General features: G+C 36.7%; 15 protein-coding genes and 4 tRNA genes. 10 read left to right on the top strand and 9 right to left on the bottom strand.

Features of this window, described 5'->3' with window-relative positions:
• The first annotated feature begins 7 nt into the window (after window positions 1–7).
• Window positions 8–1,333, top strand: a complete 1,326-nt coding sequence (waaA, locus tag CEP47_RS00095; protein ID WP_261919978.1) for a lipid IV(A) 3-deoxy-D-manno-octulosonic acid transferase — start codon at window positions 8–10, stop codon at window positions 1,331–1,333.
• Window positions 1,330–1,824, top strand: a complete 495-nt coding sequence (gene coaD, locus CEP47_RS00090) for a pantetheine-phosphate adenylyltransferase (protein WP_261919979.1) — start codon at window positions 1,330–1,332, stop codon at window positions 1,822–1,824. Before waaA ends, coaD begins: the two co-directional genes overlap by 4 nt.
• Window positions 1,825–1,826: 2 nt before the next feature.
• Here the strand turns inward: coaD and CEP47_RS00085 are convergent, their stop codons facing one another.
• Window positions 1,827–2,534 (bottom strand): 3-deoxy-D-manno-octulosonic acid kinase, encoded by a 708-nt coding sequence (locus tag CEP47_RS00085; protein ID WP_261919980.1) that lies wholly within the window; start codon window positions 2,532–2,534, stop codon window positions 1,827–1,829.
• Window positions 2,535–2,611: 77 nt separating this feature from the next.
• Between CEP47_RS00085 and CEP47_RS00080 the strand changes: the two genes are divergently transcribed.
• Complete coding sequence (locus CEP47_RS00080) at window positions 2,612–3,652, top strand: glycosyltransferase family 9 protein (RefSeq protein WP_261919981.1); 1,041 nt, start codon at window positions 2,612–2,614, stop codon at window positions 3,650–3,652.
• An 84-nt stretch (window positions 3,653–3,736) separates the two neighbouring features.
• Here the strand turns inward: CEP47_RS00080 and proS are convergent, their stop codons facing one another.
• From proS to coaA, 5 genes are all read right to left on the bottom strand, one after another.
• Complete coding sequence (proS, locus tag CEP47_RS00075; protein ID WP_261919982.1) at window positions 3,737–5,458, bottom strand: proline--tRNA ligase; 1,722 nt, start codon at window positions 5,456–5,458, stop codon at window positions 3,737–3,739.
• 114 nt (window positions 5,459–5,572) lie between these two features.
• Window positions 5,573–6,664, bottom strand: coding sequence for a glycerophosphodiester phosphodiesterase (gene glpQ, locus CEP47_RS00070; protein ID WP_261919983.1), 1,092 nt, complete (start codon window positions 6,662–6,664; stop codon window positions 5,573–5,575).
• Window positions 6,665–6,735: 71 nt separating this feature from the next.
• The gene (gene glpT, locus CEP47_RS00065; RefSeq protein ID WP_265482653.1) at window positions 6,736–8,187 is read right to left on the bottom strand and encodes a glycerol-3-phosphate transporter; all 1,452 of its coding nucleotides are present in this window, start codon (window positions 8,185–8,187) and stop codon (window positions 6,736–6,738) included.
• A 320-nt stretch (window positions 8,188–8,507) separates the two neighbouring features.
• Window positions 8,508–10,145 carry a glutamine hydrolyzing CTP synthase gene (gene pyrG, locus CEP47_RS00060; protein WP_261919984.1) on the bottom strand — a complete coding sequence of 546 codons (1,638 nt, stop codon included), beginning with the start codon at window positions 10,143–10,145 and terminating at the stop codon, window positions 8,508–8,510.
• Between the two features lie 232 nt (window positions 10,146–10,377).
• Window positions 10,378–11,319, bottom strand: coding sequence for a type I pantothenate kinase (gene coaA, locus CEP47_RS00055; RefSeq protein ID WP_261921030.1), 942 nt, complete (start codon window positions 11,317–11,319; stop codon window positions 10,378–10,380).
• Between the two features lie 255 nt (window positions 11,320–11,574).
• On the opposite strand from coaA, the gene CEP47_RS00050 reads away from it, so the two are divergent.
• From CEP47_RS00050 to ychF, 7 genes are all read left to right on the top strand, one after another.
• Window positions 11,575–11,650 (top strand) — tRNA-Thr (locus CEP47_RS00050).
• Between the two features lie 20 nt (window positions 11,651–11,670).
• Window positions 11,671–11,755: transfer RNA gene (locus tag CEP47_RS00045), tRNA-Tyr, on the top strand.
• 31 nt (window positions 11,756–11,786) lie between these two features.
• Window positions 11,787–11,861, top strand: a tRNA-Gly gene (locus CEP47_RS00040).
• Between the two features lie 3 nt (window positions 11,862–11,864).
• Window positions 11,865–11,940: transfer RNA gene (locus CEP47_RS00035), tRNA-Thr, on the top strand.
• A gap of 112 nt (window positions 11,941–12,052) precedes the next feature.
• Window positions 12,053–13,237 carry an elongation factor Tu gene (gene tuf / locus CEP47_RS00030; protein WP_261919790.1) on the top strand — a complete coding sequence of 395 codons (1,185 nt, stop codon included), beginning with the start codon at window positions 12,053–12,055 and terminating at the stop codon, window positions 13,235–13,237.
• 223 nt (window positions 13,238–13,460) lie between these two features.
• On the top strand, window positions 13,461–14,045 hold the full coding sequence (pth, locus tag CEP47_RS00025) for an aminoacyl-tRNA hydrolase (RefSeq protein ID WP_261919985.1): 585 nt from the start codon (window positions 13,461–13,463) through the stop codon (window positions 14,043–14,045).
• A gap of 15 nt (window positions 14,046–14,060) precedes the next feature.
• The gene (gene ychF / locus CEP47_RS00020) at window positions 14,061–15,152 is read left to right on the top strand and encodes a redox-regulated ATPase YchF (protein WP_261919986.1); all 1,092 of its coding nucleotides are present in this window, start codon (window positions 14,061–14,063) and stop codon (window positions 15,150–15,152) included.
• A gap of 142 nt (window positions 15,153–15,294) precedes the next feature.
• Here ychF and recF read toward each other — a convergent pair whose 3' ends face one another.
• Genes recF through dnaA form a run of 3 tightly spaced genes read right to left on the bottom strand, consistent with a single transcriptional unit; the run spans window position 15,295 to window position 18,877 of the window.
• On the bottom strand, window positions 15,295–16,374 hold the full coding sequence (gene recF / locus CEP47_RS00015) for a DNA replication/repair protein RecF (RefSeq protein WP_261919987.1): 1,080 nt from the start codon (window positions 16,372–16,374) through the stop codon (window positions 15,295–15,297).
• A 17-nt stretch (window positions 16,375–16,391) separates the two neighbouring features.
• Complete coding sequence (gene dnaN, locus CEP47_RS00010; RefSeq protein WP_261919988.1) at window positions 16,392–17,492, bottom strand: DNA polymerase III subunit beta; 1,101 nt, start codon at window positions 17,490–17,492, stop codon at window positions 16,392–16,394.
• Between the two features lie 26 nt (window positions 17,493–17,518).
• Window positions 17,519–18,877, bottom strand: a complete 1,359-nt coding sequence (gene dnaA, locus CEP47_RS00005; RefSeq protein ID WP_261919989.1) for a chromosomal replication initiator protein DnaA — start codon at window positions 18,875–18,877, stop codon at window positions 17,519–17,521.

The following is an 18,877-nucleotide window of genomic DNA, read 5'->3' as shown; positions in this document are numbered from 1 at the left end:
ATTAATAATGTTGCGTTGTATTTATACCCTTTTACTCTATCTAGCCCAACCTTTAATTTTGCTGTTTTTTGCTTATCGTAGCTTAAAAGAGCAAAAGTATCGTTCTCGATTAACAGAACGCTATGGCTTTTATCAAAATATCCCTGCTGCCGCTAAAAATGGACTTATTTTGCACGCTGCTTCAGTTGGTGAAGTGATGGCGGCGGCACCTTTAATTAAAGCATTACGACAACAATACCCAACCTTACCTTTAACTATCACCACCTTCACACCAACAGGTTCAGATCGAGTAAAGACAATCTTCGGAGATCAAGTCAATCATTGCTATTTACCCTTTGACTTATTAGGGGCGGTACGACGTTTTTTAGATCAGTTACAACCGCAACTTTTTTTAATCATTGAAACTGAATTATGGGCAAATTTAATTACCGCATTACAACAGCGTCAAATTCCAACCCTTTTGATCAATGCACGTTTATCCGCTCGTTCTACCACCCGTTATGCCAAAATTCGTTCATTTATGTTGTCATTATGGCAAGGAATAACGCACATTTCGGCACAAGATCAAATTAGTGCAGAACGTTTTTTAAGTCTAGGTTATCCACCAAAACAGTTAAGCTGTAGTGGTAATCTTAAATACGATCTATACCTTGATCCTACGTTAATTACTGCTAGCCAAAGATTAAAACAACAGTGGCTATCAAATCAAACAGGCTTTCGTCCGTGTTGGGTTGTTGCCAGTACTCATTCAGGTGAAGAGCAATTAATTCTAAAAGCTTTTCAGCAGATATTGGTTAATTTTCCTGATCTATTATTAATTATTATCCCTCGCCATTCTGAACGCTTTGCTGAAGTAGAGCAATTAATTAAGGCTACTTCACTTCACTATGTTACTCGTTCAAGTCAACAACCGCCTCAGACTAAAACCCAAGTGGTATTAGTCGATACGATGGGAGAAGTCCCTTTATTTTATGGTATGGCAGATTTTGCTTTTATCGGTGGTAGCTTAGTACCTCGTGGAGGGCATAATCCTTTAGAAGCGGCAATCTGGCAATTACCGATTATTAGCGGTTCGCATACGTTTAATTTTCCTGAGATTTTTACCGCTTTAGATCAAATGGAAGGAGTAATCCGCATTAAGTCTGATACTACTCAAGCAAAACAAGCAACGACAGAATTAATAACGGCTGTTACTCTACTTCTTACTTCCAAGGCACAACGACAACGTTTAGGGCAAGCAAATTTTTCGCTGCTAACTCAGCAACGAGGTGCAGTTCAACGTACATTAAACTTAATTGCAACTTACTTACCAGTAAAAGAGACAACAATATGACCTTACAATCTTCTGTTAAAACAGTCATTTATCCCGGTACATTTGATCCTATTACTTATGGTCATCTGGATATTATCCAGCGAGCCTCAGCTCTTTTTCCACAAGTACTAGTTGCAGTTGCAGAAAACCCATCTAAAAAACCGATGTTTAGTTTAGCCGAAAGAGTAAAATTGGTTGAACAAAGTGTAGCTGATTTCAGCAATGTAAAAGTCGAGGGCTTTAATGGCTTGCTCGCCGATTTACTTAAAGAACGCCAATTCAGTGGAATTATTCGTGGGGTAAGAACCGTTGCTGATTTTGAGTATGAAGTACAACTCGCTCAATTAAACCGACTTTTAAGTAAAGGCGTAGAAAGTTTATTCTTTCCGCCTTCTGCTAAATGGGCTTATCTATCATCAACAATGATTCGTGAAATTGTCTTACATCGTGGTGATGTAAGTAGCTTAGTGCCAGCCCCCGTAGCTACTGCTTTACAACAAAGAGAAAATTGATATTAGGCATAATACCCCTTTAATAACTGTTGCCAATCCGCATTGTCAAAGTGAATCTGCATTCGTTTAGCTTCTTTATGGAACGAACGGTGTAATCTCGCTAAGTTTTCAGCTTTCCACTTCTCGCCTTGACGGATACGACATTTATCAAAATCAATTAACCATAACTTTATCATCTTATCTTGTTGTTGCAATAAAATATTATGCGCATTGAGATCAGTATGGCAAACTTGATGGTGGTGTAACTGATGAATCAGTTGTCCAATTTGATACCAAACATCTTTTCTCAGTGGTGCTTGCTGTAAAACTTTGGTCAGATCTTGTGCATTTTCTATCCGTTGCAATAAAATATCTGCTTGATAAAAGCACCCTTGCTTGATCACTCTTGCTGCAATAGGATAAGGTACTGGTAAACCTTGTTGGTATAAATATTGTAAAAGACGAAACTCAGCAAAACTTCGGGTCATCTCTAAATGTTGGAAATAATATCTATCCTTCACAAATTTTCCGACCATTCCGCCACGATAATAATGGCGTAAGACAGCATTTATACCAAACAAATCTTGACTCTCTAAAAACCAAGTAACGCCTCTCCCCTTAGCAGTAGCAACCACCCGATTTTTAAGATACCAAGCAACAGGTTGAAACCACTCATCTTTGATTGCTTGTAAAGGCGGTTGAAATAAATATTCAATCTTTTTTGTCATCATCTCGCTTAATCTCCGTGAGAATTGCGCTATTTTACTTTAAAATAACGACCATTTCAGTATGTTACAGGTAGAAAGCTATGCCTCTTTTCCAACAACCACCACAATCGATCTGTATTCTCCGTCTTTCCGCTATCGGTGATGTTTGTCATGTTCTCGCCGTCGTTGAACAAATTAAAACTGCGTGGCCGCAAACTCAAATTACTTGGATTATTGGTAAAACAGAATATCAACTTATGCAGAATGTATCTGGTATTCATTTTGTTATTTACGATAAAAAATCAGGTTGGAAAGGCATTTGGCGTATCTGGCAACAATTAAGATCACAAAACTTTGACGCTTTACTCAATATGCAAACTGCTTTTCGTGCTTCTATGCTCTCTATTGGGATTAAAGCTCAATATAAAATTGGTTTTGGTAAACAACGAGCAAGAGAAGGACAATGGTTATTTACTAATCGTAAAATTGAAGATCCTCTCACTCCGCATGTTTTAGATGGTTTTTTTGCATTCTTGCCTGTTTTAGGTATTCCCGCTACACCACCACAATGGCATCTTAATCCAAGCCAACAAGATCGCCAATATGTGCAACAATGGCGACAACCTAATCAAAAAAATCTATTAATTTGCCCTTGCTCAAGTAAAAGTAGTAAAGACTGGACGGTGGAAGGATATGCTGAAGTAGCTCGTGATGCAGTTACACAGGGACACCACGTCATTTTAGCTGGTGCACCAACTGAGCGAGAAATAAACATAGCCCAACAAATTATGCAAAAAAGTGGAGTTAAAATAACAAACTGTGTGGGGAAAACGACCTTATTACAGCTTTATGCGTTGATTGAACAAGTTGATTTAGTTTTAACTCCTGACTCCGCCGCAGCCCACCTAGCCACTGCCGCTAAAACACCTGTTATTGGATTATATGCGATACATAATCCCTTACGTACTGGACCTTATAACGATCTAGACAATGTTATTTCAGTTTATGAACAAAATATTCAGCAACAATACGCTAAGCCTTCAAATCAACTTGCTTGGGGTATCAGAGCCAAAGGTTCAAATTTAATGCAACAGATTTCAAGTGAACAAGTCATTAAAAAAGTCAGAAAATTATTAGACTAAGCACAAGACAGCAATATAAATGGAATGCAATAAAAAATACTCGATAAAATCGAGTATTTTTCTTATTTTACACACCATTTGGGATTAAGCGATGATTTTTTCAATGAAATCAAGTAGCTGATCTTTTGCTATCATTAATTTTTCACCTGTACGGCGATTTTTATATTCGATTTCCCCATTATTTAGGTTTTTCTCACCGATAACTATCATATGAGGAATACCAATTAATTCCATATCAGCAAACATAACGCCCGGGCGTTCTTTACGATCATCAAACAGAACTTCAATCCCTTGCGTGTTTAAATTTTGATATAACTCTTCAGCATATTGTTGCACCGCTGGTGATTTGTGCATATTCATCGGAACAATCGCTACTTGGAATGGTGCAAGTGCTTTTGTCCAGATAATACCTCGATCATCATGATTCTGTTCAATTGCCGCTGCTACTACTCGACTTACGCCAATACCATAACAACCCATAATCATTGTTTGCAACCGCCCATCTTCTCCTTGGATTTGTGCTTTCATCGCTTCAGAATATTTTGTACCAAGTTGGAAAATATGCCCAACTTCAATACCTCGTTTAATCTGTAACGTTCCTTTACCGCAAGGACTTGGATCGCCTTCAACGACATTACGTAAATCAACAACCGTTGGAATAGCAAGATCTCTTTCCCAATTTACCCCAAAGTAATGCTTACCATCTACATTTGCACCAGTTACAAAATCACTCATATTGGCTACTGTACGATCGATAATAACTGGAATAGGTAAATTGATTGGTCCTAGTGACCCCGTTCCTGCACCAATAACAGCACGAATTTCTTCATCAGTGGCAAAAGTTAATGGTGAAGCAACCTGTGGTAATTTTTCCGCTTTAACTTCATTTAATTCATGATCGCCTCGAACAACTAAAGCAACTAATTGCGGTGTCGTTTGTTGTTCATTCCTTGCTGCGTGAACAATTAATGTTTTGACAGTTTTTTCGATTGGTAGATTAAATTGTTCAACAAGATCTGAAATTGTTTTCGCCTTTGGCGTATCAACTAAACGTAATGTTTCTGTTGCAGTGGTACGTTGTCCTAATGCAACGGCTTCCGCTAATTCAATATTAGCAGCAAAATCTGATTCCGTAGAGAATACAATATCATCTTCTCCACTTGCAGCTAATACTTGGAATTCGTGTGATGCACTACCACCAATAGACCCTGTATCAGCTTGTACTGGGCGATAATCTAACTCCAGTCGATCAAAAATATTACAATAGGTTTGATACATTACATCATAAGTTTCTTGTAATGATTCTTGAGTAAGATGGAAAGAATAAGCATCTTTCATCAAAAACTCTCTTGCTCGCATTACACCGAAACGTGGACGAACTTCATCACGGAATTTAGTTTGGATTTGATATAAATTTAATGGTAACTGTTTATATGAAGTTAATTCACGGCGTGCTAAATCAGTAATGACTTCTTCGTGAGTGGGACCTAATACAAAATCACGATCTCCTCGATCTTTAATTCTTAATAATTCTGGACCATATTGCTCCCAACGTTGAGATTCCTGCCATAAATCGGCTGGTTGTACTACGGGCATAGAAACTTCTATTGCACCACTTTTATTCATCTCTTCCCGAACGACTTTTTCAACTTTCTGTAATACACGCAACCCCGTTGGCAACCAAGTATATAGCCCTGCCGCCACTTTTCTGACCATACCTGCTCGTAACATTAATTGAATACTCGTAATCTCAGCATCATTTGGGGTTTCTTTAAGGGTTGATAATAAATATTTACTGGTACGCATCTTGAAATCTCTTGATAAAAAATAGTAATAAAAATGTGGCTATTCTAGCATTTCAAAGGCTATCAAGGAATAGTCCATCATAGCCTAACTGTATGCTTCTCTCTTAAATAACCACTATTTTTTACCTTCTCCATTACCCTTTAAAAATTTTACGGCTAAATCAGGAAAATCAGTAAAAACACCTGTTGCACCTGCGTGGTTAAATAAGGCATCAAATAATTCATTGGTATTATTAACAAACTTCGGTAAAGCATCTTTTCGTACCGTGTAAGGATGTAATGCTAGTTTTTGGCTTGCAATATCAGCCACCATTGGCGTGTATTTTAAATGTCCTTTCTTTGAATCCTTATCATCAATTAACATATACCACGCTGGTCCTACACCATCAGCATATTTAGCCACTTCTTTCATTGCACCTGGTGTAAAAAACCAATCATAATCATAATTCACCCACTCGCCTTTGGCATTTTTTTCTTTCGTTTCTTGCCAATCTGTATAAGCAATAAGTTGTACTAATTTTAGATCCATACCTAACTGAGGTTCTAATTCAGTTTTAATCCGTTTTAATTCATTAAAATCAAAAGTTTGTAGATAAACAGGATCATTTTTACTGGTATAGCCATATTTTTTCAATACTTGTAAAGTGGCAAATGCAATATCTTTACCTTCCTGATGATGTAGCCACGGCGCTTTGATCTCTGGATAAATTCCAATACGTTTTCCAGTCGATTTTTCTAATCCTTGAATAAACTCTAATTCATCTTCAAATGTATGAATTTTAAAATGCGATTTCCATATTGGAAAACGATTAGGATACACCTGTTTCTGCTTACCATTCTCTACTTTAAAATTCTCAGTCATATTTAAACTTTGAATTTCAGATAAAGTAAAATCCATAACATAATATCTGCCATCTTTAAGGTGTCTTTTCGGGAATTTCTGTGCTACATCAGTTAAGCCATCAAGAAAATGATCGTGAATAACCACTAAACGATTATCTTTCGTCATCACTAAATCTTGTTCAAGATAATCAGCCTCCATACCAACAGCAAGAGCTTTTGCTTCTAAGGTATGTTCTGGTAAATAGCCACTAGCTCCTCGATGAGCAATCACTATTCTTTGTTGAATTTCACCTGATGTATTCAACATACACCCTCCTAATGAGGTTGTTGTCGCTAAAACTAATAAAATTGTTCTCAATGACATAAATACTCCTTATGTTATGATTTAACGAAAATAAAAAGGCGAACCTCTGTTCGCCTTAATGTTTTTATTTCTTATTTACCGTAATGGTCAGTGAGTTTTGCTTTATGCTTACCTTCTTCAACCATAGTGATTAATAATAAGACACATGCAAGGATCGAACCACCAATCATAATATAGAAACCGCCGTCCCAGCCATATTTCTCAGCCGCCCAACCGATAATCGCACTTGCAGCCACAGAACCACCTAAATAACCAAATAATCCAGTAAAACCTGCCGCTGTACCCGCTGCATTTTTCGGTGCTAATTCAAGTGCATGTAAGCCAATCAACATAACAGGGCCATAAATTAAGAATCCTATGATGGTCATATAAATGAAATCCATTAATTGATATGGGTTTTGATACCAAGGTAACGTTTCATAATGCGCAATTTCTGAGGCTGGTGTTGCTGGGTTTAACCAGAACATAGCCACTGCAACAGTTACTAATGCCATAAAGACCAGACCAGTTAAACCACGTCTTCCTTTAAAGATTTTATCTGAAACCCAACCACAGAATAAAGTACCCGGAATTGCTGCAAATTCATAAATTCCATAAGCTGAAGCAGTTGCTTTAATATTAAAATGTTTGACTTCACCGAGATAAACTGGCGACCATTTCAAGATTCCATAACGGATTAAGTACACGAAAATATTTGCAATAGCGATATACCATAATAAGCGATTTTTTAGCACATAAGTAACAAAAATCTCTTTAGTCGATAATGGTTTTTCATTAGTTTTTTCATCGTAATCTTCAGGATAATCGTTCTTGTAAACTTCAATTGGTGGTAAACCACAAGATTGAGGCGAGTCTTTCATAACGAAAAAGACGACTATGGATGCAATCATTGCAGCAATACCCGGATAATACAATGCTTCTTGCCATACATGCCCGAAAGTAACTTTTGTTACTTCTGGGTGGTTTGCTGCATAGATGGTACTTGCTAAACCAACGAGTAATGGCGGTACAATCCCCCCAAAGTTATGAGCGGTATTCCAAATAGATACAATCGTTCCACGCTCTTTCTTTGACCACCAATATACCATTGAACGTCCGCACGGTGGCCACCCCATACCTTGAAACCAACCATTAAGAAATAACATTACAAACATAATTAAAATGCCTGATGTTGCCCAAGGCATTAATCCCATCAAGGTCATACATAAGCCAGATAACGCTAAGCCCAATGGTAAGAATTTTTTCGGACCAGAGCGGTCTGATACTGCACCCATTAAAAATTTAGATAAGCCATAAGCTAAACCTGGAGCAATACCAATAATCCCTAATTCTGCTTTATTATATAATCCGGCTTCAATTAAGCCTCTTTGTGCTAAATCGAAATTACTTCTAACAAAATAATAAGCAGCATAACCAAAGAAAATCCCAAAGAATACTTGCCAACGTAAACGTCTATATGTTGGATCAATCTGATCCGCTGGTAACTCCGGCTTAGCTGGAGCTGGTTTTAAAAAACCAATCATAAAATACTCCCTATAAATAATTGTTTTACTTTACTATCATTACGTAAATTGACGGTTGTTTTCGTGGAATAACTTAACATAAAACAAAAAAAGTAAAACACCACAATTAAAGAATTGTGAGCGTTATCACAAACAAAAATGAAATTTTATTTCATTTTTAACAAATGATTCAAAATTTTTAGTGAAATAGAATAAAAAATGGCATTTTCTGTCTATTTTTTATCGAATACACGCAAAGTTAAAAAGATAGATAAAGACATAATAAAAAAACGCTAGTCAATTTCGACAAGCGTTTTTATTTATTACTATTGTTTCAATAATTATCTATTTAATAATTTTTGGTGTTCATAGGCAGCTTTAATAAAGCCTTCAAACAAAGGATGTCCATCTCTAGGTGTAGAAGTAAACTCTGGATGGAATTGACACGCAATAAACCAAGGGTGAGTTGGGACTTCAATAATCTCAACTAATTTATTATCTGTTGACCAACCCGTTACTTTTAACCCTGCTTTCTCAATTTGTGGAAGTAATTTATTATTTACTTCATAACGATGGCGATGACGTTCTTCGATCGTTTCTTGTCGATATAATTGGCGAGCTAAACTGCCTTCGATAAGATGGCACTCTTGTGCTCCTAATCGCATCGTACCGCCTAAATCGGACTTACTTGAGCGTGTTTCAACATTACCATCTGCATCTTGCCATTCGGTAATCAAACCAACTACTGGTTGACTACAATTAGGATCAAATTCGCTAGAACTCGCTTCCGTCAAGCCTGCAACATGACGTGCATATTCTATCAATGCAATCTGCATTCCTAAACAGATGCCTAAATATGGAATATTATTCTCACGAGCATACTGTGCAGTTTTAATTTTTCCTTCTATTCCTCGTGTACCAAATCCACCCGGCACTAAAATAGCATCAACGCCCGCTAGAATTTCAGTCCCTTTAGACTCAACATCTTGAGAATCAATATACTTAATATTTACCGCTAAACGATTTTTTAAACCACCATGCTTTAGAGCTTCATTCACAGACTTATAAGCATCTGGTAATTCAGTATATTTTCCAACCATACCAATGGTTACTTCACCAGTAGGGTTTGCTTCACAATATAAAACATTCTCCCACTCTGATAAATCTGCTTCTGGGCAATCTAAATGAAAACGCTGACAGATAAAATTATCTAAACCTTGTGATTTTAACAAGGCTGGGATCTGATAGATTGAATTCACATCTTTTAATGAAATGACCGCTCTTTCTGGTACATTACAAAATAGTGCAATTTTTGCTCTTTCATTCGCTGGAATAATCCGATCAGAACGGCAAATTAAGACATCAGGTTGAATACCGATCGATAATAATTCTTTTACAGAGTGTTGGGTTGGTTTAGTTTTAACTTCACCTGCTGTTGCAATATAAGGCACTAATGTTAAGTGCATAAATAACGTTTTTTCACGTCCAACTTGTACAGCTAACTGACGTAATGCCTCTAAAAATGGTAAAGATTCAATATCACCAACTGTTCCTCCTACTTCAACAATCGCAACATCATATCCAGCAGCACCATCAATCACTCGTGCTTTGATTTCATTAGTAATATGGGGAATAACTTGAATAGTTGCACCTAAATAATCACCACGTCGTTCTTTACGTAACACTTCTGAATAAATTTTACCAGTTGTAAAGTTATTACGCTTAGTCATTTTAGTGCGAATAAAACGCTCATAATGTCCTAGATCTAAATCAGTTTCCGCACCATCTTGAGTGACAAAAACCTCACCGTGTTGGGTAGGGCTCATCGTTCCCGGATCAACATTAATATAAGGATCTAATTTCATCATAGTAACATTTAAGCCACGTGCTTCTAAAATCGCTGCCATAGATGCAGCAGCAATACCTTTACCCAATGATGAAACGACACCACCTGTTACAAAAATATAATTGGTTGACATAAATAGCCTATAAATCTTCAATAAAAAAGGGGATAAAATTTGATGACGATACGATGTATCAAGATGGGAGCATAGTGTACCTGAAATATAAGCCTAACTCAATAAAGCTAAAATAAAACTTTCCGCTCAGAGGTAAGCTAAAAATAATCACAATTCGCTTTGATAAACATCAAATAGAATAATCATAAATAAATTAAAAAAATTCACTATTTCTATATTTATCTAACTACTTTTACTTGCGAAGCCTAATATTTTTTACTAAATGATCTTCACCTTTAGTCAAAATTAGGTTAGCACGTTCTCTAGTCGGTAAAATATTCTCACGCAAATTACATCCATTGATAGTATCCCAAAGCTGAGAGGCGATTTCGATCGCTTCTGACTCTGACAATTTAGAATAATGTTGAAAATAGGAATTCGGATCTGTAAAGGCACTACTTCTAAATTTAAGAAAACGTTTGATATACCAACTTCTCAGCAGTGTTTCATCGGCATCAACAAAAATAGAGAAGTCAACAAAATCTGAAACATAAGTATTATGGCTATTATTCCGTTGTAAAACATTCAATCCTTCTAAAATCAATATATCGGGTTGATCAACTTCAATAAACTGATCTGGCACAATATCATAAGTTAAATGGGAATAAATCGGGACTTTAACATTACGTTTTCCTGACTTTACATTTGAAACAAATTGAATCAATGCTTGCGCATCATAAGAAATTGGAAAACCTTTCTTACTTAATAACCCTTTTTCTTTTAATACCGCTAAAGGATAAAGAAAGCCATCTGTTGTAATTAAATCCACTTTCCTTGTTTCTGGCCAGCAAGAAAGCAAAGACTGCAATATCCTAGCTGTTGTACTCTTACCCACAGCAACACTACCAGCAATGCTAATAATATAAGGTGCTTTTGGTTGATCTATACCTAAAAAACGATGTAATACAGTCTGGCGACGAAGATTTTCACTGATATAGTAGTTCAATAACCTAACCAGAGGGAGATAAATAGCCCCAACTTCAGATAATGATAATTCATCATTAAAACTCAATAAGGGTTTTAAGTCTTGTTCAGTCAGTTTTAATGGCACTGCTTTACGCAATTCTGACCATTGAGTTCGATCAAAAGTTAAAAAAGGAGTAAATGTACTACTCTTTCTATTAGCTAAAGTCATCATTTTTATTATTCTTTTTTACTATAAATAAATTTAGGCAAGGTAAAAACAAGGCTAAAATTAGCATAAACCCTAATTTAGAGATAGTAAAAAGCCAGAAAAATAAACAGAAAACCGCATTTAAATGTAAATTTAATGAAAAATAACCTATTTTTGTATAATAAAAAAGCTAACAATAAAAAATTTAGAATTTTCTGAAAAAAAGGCTTGCCAGAAAAAAAAACTTCCCTATAATACGCCTCACTTGCTTAGGACGCCGACTTAGCTCAGTAGGTAGAGCAACTGACTTGTAATCAGTAGGTCACCAGTTCGATTCCGGTAGTCGGCACCATTCCTAAGATAAGTCAATGTGGAGGGATTCCCGAGCGGCCAAAGGGAGCAGACTGTAAATCTGCCGGCTCAGCCTTCGAAGGTTCGAATCCTTCTCCCTCCACCATTTTATATGATGGGACAGATGAGTTTATAACGCGGGCATCGTATAATGGCTATTACCTCAGCCTTCCAAGCTGATGATGCGGGTTCGATTCCCGCTGCCCGCTCCAGTCGCTGATATAGCTCAGTCGGTAGAGCGCACCCTTGGTAAGGGTGAGGTCGGCGGTTCAAATCCGCCTATCAGCACCACTTCTTTTTATTCATTCTTTTCCCTACTTTATATTCAACCCTATTCTTTATCTTTGGTTAATGTGGTATTCTTTGCACCATCGATAACCGTGTTTGTTTAGAGGGACTTCTAATGTCTAAAGAAAAATTTGAACGTACAAAACCGCACGTTAACGTGGGTACAATCGGCCACGTTGACCATGGAAAAACAACTTTAACTGCAGCAATCACTACTGTATTAGCAAAACACTACGGTGGTGCTGCACGTGCATTTGACCAAATTGACAATGCACCAGAAGAAAAAGCGCGTGGTATTACCATCAACACTTCACACGTTGAATACGATACCGAAACTCGCCACTATGCACACGTTGACTGTCCAGGACACGCTGACTATGTAAAAAACATGATTACTGGTGCAGCACAAATGGATGGTGCTATCTTAGTAGTAGCAGCAACTGATGGTCCTATGCCACAAACTCGTGAGCACATCTTATTAGGTCGCCAAGTAGGTGTACCATACATCATCGTATTCTTAAATAAATGCGATATGGTTGATGATGAAGAGTTATTAGAGTTAGTTGAAATGGAAGTACGTGAGCTTCTTTCTCAATATGACTTCCCAGGTGATGATTGCCCAATCGTTCGTGGTTCAGCGTTAAAAGCGTTAGAAGGCGAAGCAGAGTGGGAAGAAAAAATCCTTGAGTTAGCAAACCACTTAGACACTTACATTCCAGAGCCAGAGCGTGCGATTGACCAACCATTCTTATTACCAATTGAAGACGTGTTCTCAATCTCAGGTCGTGGTACTGTAGTAACAGGCCGTGTAGAGCGTGGTATTATCCGCACGGGTGATGAAGTTGAAATCGTTGGTATCAAAGAAACTACAAAAACTACTGTAACAGGTGTAGAAATGTTCCGTAAATTACTTGACGAAGGTCGTGCAGGTGAGAACATTGGTGCATTATTACGTGGTACAAAACGTGAAGAAATCGAACGTGGTCAAGTATTAGCGAAACCGGGTTCAATCACACCACACACAGATTTTGAATCAGAAGTTTACGTATTATCAAAAGAAGAAGGTGGTCGTCACACCCCATTCTTCAAAGGTTACCGTCCACAATTCTATTTCCGTACAACTGACGTAACAGGTACGATTGAATTACCAGAAGGTGTTGAGATGGTAATGCCAGGTGATAACATCAAAATGACTGTAAGCTTAATCCACCCAATTGCGATGGATCAAGGTTTACGTTTTGCAATCCGTGAAGGCGGACGTACTGTTGGTGCGGGTGTTGTTGCTAAAATTATCAAATAATGAAGCAATAAGATATAAAGAAGGGATCAGACGATCCCTTTTTTATTATATTTTCTATATCATAAATAACCTTTGTGTACCACTACAACATATTCTATCACGCTATAACGTTTTCTATTTGACTGTGACTTTAAGTAGCATCTACGATCAATGATTTTAATTGAGTAAACCTTGCTTTTTCGCTAAAATAATCGCCATTTTTTACCTATTTCATCTAATACTTATGTCTGAAATTAAACTTATTGTAGGCTTGGGTAACCCCGGTGCAAAATATGAAGAAACCCGTCATAATGCTGGAGAATGGCTCATTGAACAATTAGCCTTGCGTTTTAACTTTAGCCTCAAAGATGAAAACAAATTTTTTGGTAAAACAGCTCGTACTTCTATTCTAGGGCAAGAAATTCGCTTTTTAGTGCCAACGACTTTTATGAATTTAAGTGGGAAAGCTGTTGGAGCCTTAGCCGCCTTTTATCGTATCCAACCTGAACAAATCTTAGTTCTACACGATGAATTAGATTTACCACCTGGGTGTGTCAAACTCAAACTAAGTGGTGGGCACGGTGGACATAACGGTTTAAAAGATATTATTACCCAACTTGGTAATAATAAAAATTTCTACCGTTTACGTATTGGGATTGGGCATCCGGGAGATCGAAATCTCGTCTCTAATTATGTCTTAAATAAACCTTCTCCACTTGAAAAACAAAAAATTAATCAAGCTTTAACAGAAGCAGAAAACTGTATCGAAATCTTATTAAAAGACGGTATAAACAAAGCAATGAACCGCTTAAATAGTTTTAAAATTTAATTAAAGGAAAAATATATGGGATTTAAATGTGGCATAGTCGGATTACCTAATGTAGGAAAATCGACTCTTTTTAATGCATTAACTAAAGCTGGTATTGAAGCAGCAAACTATCCTTTCTGTACAATTGAACCAAATACTGGTGTTGTTCCTATGCCAGATCCACGTCTTGATGCTTTGGCTGAAATTGTTAAACCACAACGTGTTTTACCAACAACCATTGAATTTGTTGATATTGCAGGTCTGGTAAAAGGGGCTTCTACTGGTGAAGGACTCGGAAATAAATTCCTCGCAAATATTCGTGAAACAGATGCTATTGGGCATGTTGTTCGCTGTTTTGAAAATGATGATATTGTTCATGTTGCAGGAAAAATCGATCCTTTGGAAGATATTGAAATCATCAATACTGAATTAGCATTAGCTGACCTAGATAGTTGTGAAAAAGCAATCCAACGTTTACAAAAACGTGCTAAAGGCGGAGATAAAGAGGCTAAATTTGAACTATCTATTATGGAAAAATGCTTACCTGTATTATCCAATGCAGGTATGATTCGTTCAATTAATTTGGATAAAGACGAATTACAAGCAATTAAAGGCTATAATTTTCTAACACTAAAACCAACGATGTATATCGCTAATGTCAATGAAGATGGATTTGAAAATAATCCTTACTTAGACAAAGTACGTGAAATAGCCGAAAAAGAAGGGGCTGTCGTTGTACCTGTCTGTGCTGCGATTGAATCTGAAATTGCTGAGTTAGATGACGAAGAAAAAACGGATTTCTTACAAGAACTTGGCTTAGATGAACCCGGCTTAAACCGAGTTATCCGTGCAGGCTATAAATTACTTAATCTACAATCTTATTTCACAGCTGGTGTGAAAGAAGTCAGAGCTTGGACTATTCCTGTCGGTGCAACCGCACCAAAAGCAGCAGCCGTTATCCATACTGATTTTGAAAAAGGCTTTATCCGTGCCGAAGTCGTTGGTTATGACGATTTTATTCAATACAAAGGAGAAGCTGGTGCAAAAGAAGCAGGGAAATGGCGGTTAGAAGGTAAGGATTATATTGTTCAAGATGGTGATGTAATGCACTTTAGATTTAATGTCTAATCCAACCACAGATATTAAAAGGTTAAATAATTGAATTATTTAACCTTTTAATTTTATATCAAGCTATCAAAATACCACTGAATATTTACAAGCTAGTGAAATAAATACCTTTAAATAATCACTACTCTCCTTCTTAAAGGATCTAACTAATTCTCAATACCTTACCTTGTTGAAGCTGGTAAAGATTAGCCTTATCTAAAGGCATTTGCTGCAGTTGTTGAGTGGTAATTGCGGTAACAAAGACTTGAGAACCATTTTGTTGTAAACGTTCAGCAAGTAATTGACGTTTATTCTGATCTAATTCTGAAGCAAAATCATCAATTAAAAAAATACAATGTCGCTGCTTTTCTGCCATCAAAAATTCACCTTGAGCCAGACGTAACGCACACATTAATAACTTTAATTGCCCCCGAGAGAGGATATCATCAGCAGGTAAGCCATTCGCTTTAAATTTAAAATCTGCTTTTTGCGGTCCTGAAACGGTATAGCCAATAGCACGATCACGTTCAAAATTCATTGCTAATAATTCGGCATAATCTTGATTTTTTTCCCAACCCTGTTGAAAACTAATACTAATTTCGATTTCAGGCAGAAATAATTGACAAGTTTTTTCTATTTCAGGGCGTAACGCTTCAGCGTACTTAGCTCGCCATTCACTCACTTGGTTAGCCAATTTGACTAACTCCTGATCCCAAATCATAAGATCTGTGTAAGTACGGGCTTGTTGTAGAGCTGCATTCCGTTGCTTAAGCAAACGACGCAAATTTGCCCACACAGAATAAAAAGTAGGTTGATGATGGAACAATCCCCAATCTAAAAAAGCTCGACGGTAACTCGGTCCACCATTTAGTAAGGTTAAACCTTCAGGGCTAATAATTTGCATTGGTAATAAATGCGCAAGATCTGAGATTTTATTTCCCTCTTCACCATTAATTTTAACCGTTGTTTCTCCTTGACGGTTTTTTTGCAATCCAATCGACCAACTATGCTGTGCCTCTTGTAAACGTCCATAAAGTGTAAAGGCAGTTTGATCATAGCTAATAATTCGATTCACTAAATTACTTTTAAATGAACGCCCATGGCCTAAATAAAAAATCGTTTCAAGAATGCTTGTCTTACCACTGCCATTATTTCCAACCAAAAAATTAAAGCCTAGATTCAATTCTAAATCTACGGCTTCTAAATTACGAAAATGTTGGATAGTTAAACGAGAAAGTGCCATCTAATCAGCTAAATAGATTATAAACGCATAGGCATAATAACATATTCAGCACTAGCATCATCACAATCTTCAATCAGACAACTAGAACTCGAATCTGTTAAGCGAATACGCACTTGCTTACATTTTAACGCATTTAAAACATCTAAAATATAACTGACGTTAAAGCCAACTTCCATTGCTTCTCCTGTATAGGCAACATCAATGATCTCTTCAGCTTCTTCTTGTTCAGGATTATTGGCTGTAATCGTTAATTGGTTTGAATTGAGGGTTAAACGAACTCCACGAAAACGTTCATTTGACAAAATTGCGGCACGTACACAAGCTTGTTTTAATGTTTCCCAATCAGCTTCTAAAATACGATCCGCATTCCGAGGTAACACTCTACGATAATCAGGAAAACGTCCATCAATCAATTTTGAAGTAAAAATAATGCTCCCAAATTGGACACGAATATGATTAGTTCCTATGTGTAAATGCGCTGCTTCACTATTGTTATCAAGTAAACGAAGTAACTCCAATACCCCTTTACGTGGCACAATAACCGCATGCGATAACATCTCTTGTTCTAATGCAAGCGTACAAACAGCTAAACGATGACCATCAGTTGCAACAGTACGTACTAAATTACCTTCAGTTTCAAACTTCATACCATTGAGAAAATAACGTGCATCTTGATTCGCCATTGAAAATTGTGTTGCTTCAATCAGACTGCGTAGCGTTGTTTGTTCAAGGACAAAATCAACTTGAGATTGCCAATCTAACAAAATAGGATAATCTTTGGCTGGTAAGGTTGCTAGATTAAATTTACTACGACCAGAGGTTACTAATACCCGCTGTTCATCATAATCAACTTTGATTTGAGCATCATCGGGCAATGTCCGACAAATATCTAAAAACTTTTTCGCTGGAATAGTAAAAGTACCATCACTTGAGCTTGATTCAAGTTGTACTTGAGTAGAAAGCTCTACTTCCATATCAGTTCCAGTTAAGCTTAACTTTTCACCTTTTACTTCAACTAATAGGTTATTTAATACAGGAATATTTGGACGAGAACTTAATACACCACAAACTTGTTGTAGTGGCTTTACTAGGTTTTCTCTAGCGACAATAAATTGCATATAAATACCTTTTTACTCAAATTTAATTAAGGTGATAACGTTCTAATTAAGTTAGAAAAATCTTCTTGAATTTGATTATTTTCTTTACATAAACTCTCAATGGTGCGACAAGCATGTAACACAGTCGTATGATCTCGATCGCCAAACTCTTTACCAATTTCAGGCAAACTACGGTTAGTTAATTCTTTTGCTAATGCCATTGCAATTTGACGTGGACGAGTAATAGATCTTGCTCGACTTTTCGATTTCAAATCCGATACTCGAATCTTATAATACTCAGCAACTGTTTTTTGAATATTTTCAATAGTCACTAATTTATCCTGTGATGCTAACATATCTTTTAAGACATCACGTACAAAATCAATAGTTACCTCTTTCCCTGTCAAATTACCATAAGCAATCACATTATTTAACGCCCCTTCTAATTCTCGCACATTAGTTTTCAGACGTTTACCAATAAAGAAAGCGACATCTTCTGGTAAATGGAAGTTATGTTCTTCCGCTTTTTTCATCAAAATCGCTACCCGAGTCTCTAAATTAGGAGATTTAATACTGATATTTAATCCCCAACCTAAACGAGATTTTAAACGCTCTTCTAGCTTCTCAATTTCTTTAGGGTAACGATCTGAGGCTAAAACAATTTGACGCCCATTTTCAAATAAACGATTAAAGGTATGGAAAAATTCTTCCTGCGTTCCCTCACTCCGTCCAAAAAATTGAATATCATCAATTAAAAGTGCATCAGCTGAACGATAAAACCTCTTAAACTCCTCAATTTTACCCGAGCGAAGGGAAGTAATATATTTATTTACAAAATCTTCCGCATAAACATAGACCACCCGAGCATGAGGATTATTTCTAACCAATTCATTACCAATTGCGTGTAATAAATGCGTTTTTCCTAAGCCTGAGCTACCATAAATGACCAATGGATTAGAGTTTTTATCCCCGGGCTTACTTGCTGCTTGTTGAGCAATGTCTAAAGCTAATTTATTAGAATTACCCTTTACAAAATTCTCAAAGACATACTGTGGTAATAAATTAGAATGATATTTTGTCTTTGGCTGAGTTGCGGCTAGCTGCTCCGTAGATACAGTAGAATTAACCGATGGTTGAGTAACTTGTGGTTTTAACCCGAGCTTAAATTGCACTGTCAGCTCATTATTACCTGAAAAATGGCGTACTGTTTCTTCAATTTCATACAAATAATTCCCTTGTAGCAGGTTAATTGTAAATTGATTTGCAGCATAAAGAATTAACACATTATTTTCTAAAGAGACTTGTAACGCACGCAGATAAATCCGAATGGTTTCATCGGAGATTTTATCCTGAAAATATGTTAGGCAATCTTGCCATAATAAAGACACATTATGCTGTTGTTCCAT

The sequence above is a fragment of the Mergibacter septicus genome (genome assembly GCF_003265225.1).
GTDB lineage: Bacteria > Pseudomonadota > Gammaproteobacteria > Enterobacterales > Pasteurellaceae > Mergibacter > Mergibacter septicus.
This window is presented reverse-complemented; position numbering and strand designations above follow the sequence as displayed.

Excerpts from the sequence above, each read along its gene's own strand:
- waaA (WP_261919978.1), top strand. The coding sequence starts at position 8 with ATGTTGCGTTGTATTTATACCCTTTTACTCTATCTAGCCCAACCTTTA.
- coaD (WP_261919979.1), top strand. The coding sequence starts at position 1,330 with ATGACCTTACAATCTTCTGTTAAAACAGTCATTTATCCCGGTACATTT.
- CEP47_RS00085 (WP_261919980.1), bottom strand. The coding sequence starts at position 2,534 with ATGATGACAAAAAAGATTGAATATTTATTTCAACCGCCTTTACAAGCA.
- CEP47_RS00080 (WP_261919981.1), top strand. The coding sequence starts at position 2,612 with ATGCCTCTTTTCCAACAACCACCACAATCGATCTGTATTCTCCGTCTT.
- proS (WP_261919982.1), bottom strand. The coding sequence starts at position 5,458 with ATGCGTACCAGTAAATATTTATTATCAACCCTTAAAGAAACCCCAAAT.
- glpQ (WP_261919983.1), bottom strand. The coding sequence starts at position 6,664 with ATGTCATTGAGAACAATTTTATTAGTTTTAGCGACAACAACCTCATTA.
- glpT (WP_265482653.1), bottom strand. The coding sequence starts at position 8,187 with ATGATTGGTTTTTTAAAACCAGCTCCAGCTAAGCCGGAGTTACCAGCG.
- pyrG (WP_261919984.1), bottom strand. The coding sequence starts at position 10,145 with ATGTCAACCAATTATATTTTTGTAACAGGTGGTGTCGTTTCATCATTG.
- coaA (WP_261921030.1), bottom strand. The coding sequence starts at position 11,319 with ATGACTTTAGCTAATAGAAAGAGTAGTACATTTACTCCTTTTTTAACT.
- tuf (WP_261919790.1), top strand. The coding sequence starts at position 12,053 with ATGTCTAAAGAAAAATTTGAACGTACAAAACCGCACGTTAACGTGGGT.
- pth (WP_261919985.1), top strand. The coding sequence starts at position 13,461 with ATGTCTGAAATTAAACTTATTGTAGGCTTGGGTAACCCCGGTGCAAAA.
- ychF (WP_261919986.1), top strand. The coding sequence starts at position 14,061 with ATGGGATTTAAATGTGGCATAGTCGGATTACCTAATGTAGGAAAATCG.
- recF (WP_261919987.1), bottom strand. The coding sequence starts at position 16,374 with ATGGCACTTTCTCGTTTAACTATCCAACATTTTCGTAATTTAGAAGCC.
- dnaN (WP_261919988.1), bottom strand. The coding sequence starts at position 17,492 with ATGCAATTTATTGTCGCTAGAGAAAACCTAGTAAAGCCACTACAACAA.
- dnaA (WP_261919989.1), bottom strand. The coding sequence starts at position 18,877 with ATGGAACAACAGCATAATGTGTCTTTATTATGGCAAGATTGCCTAACA.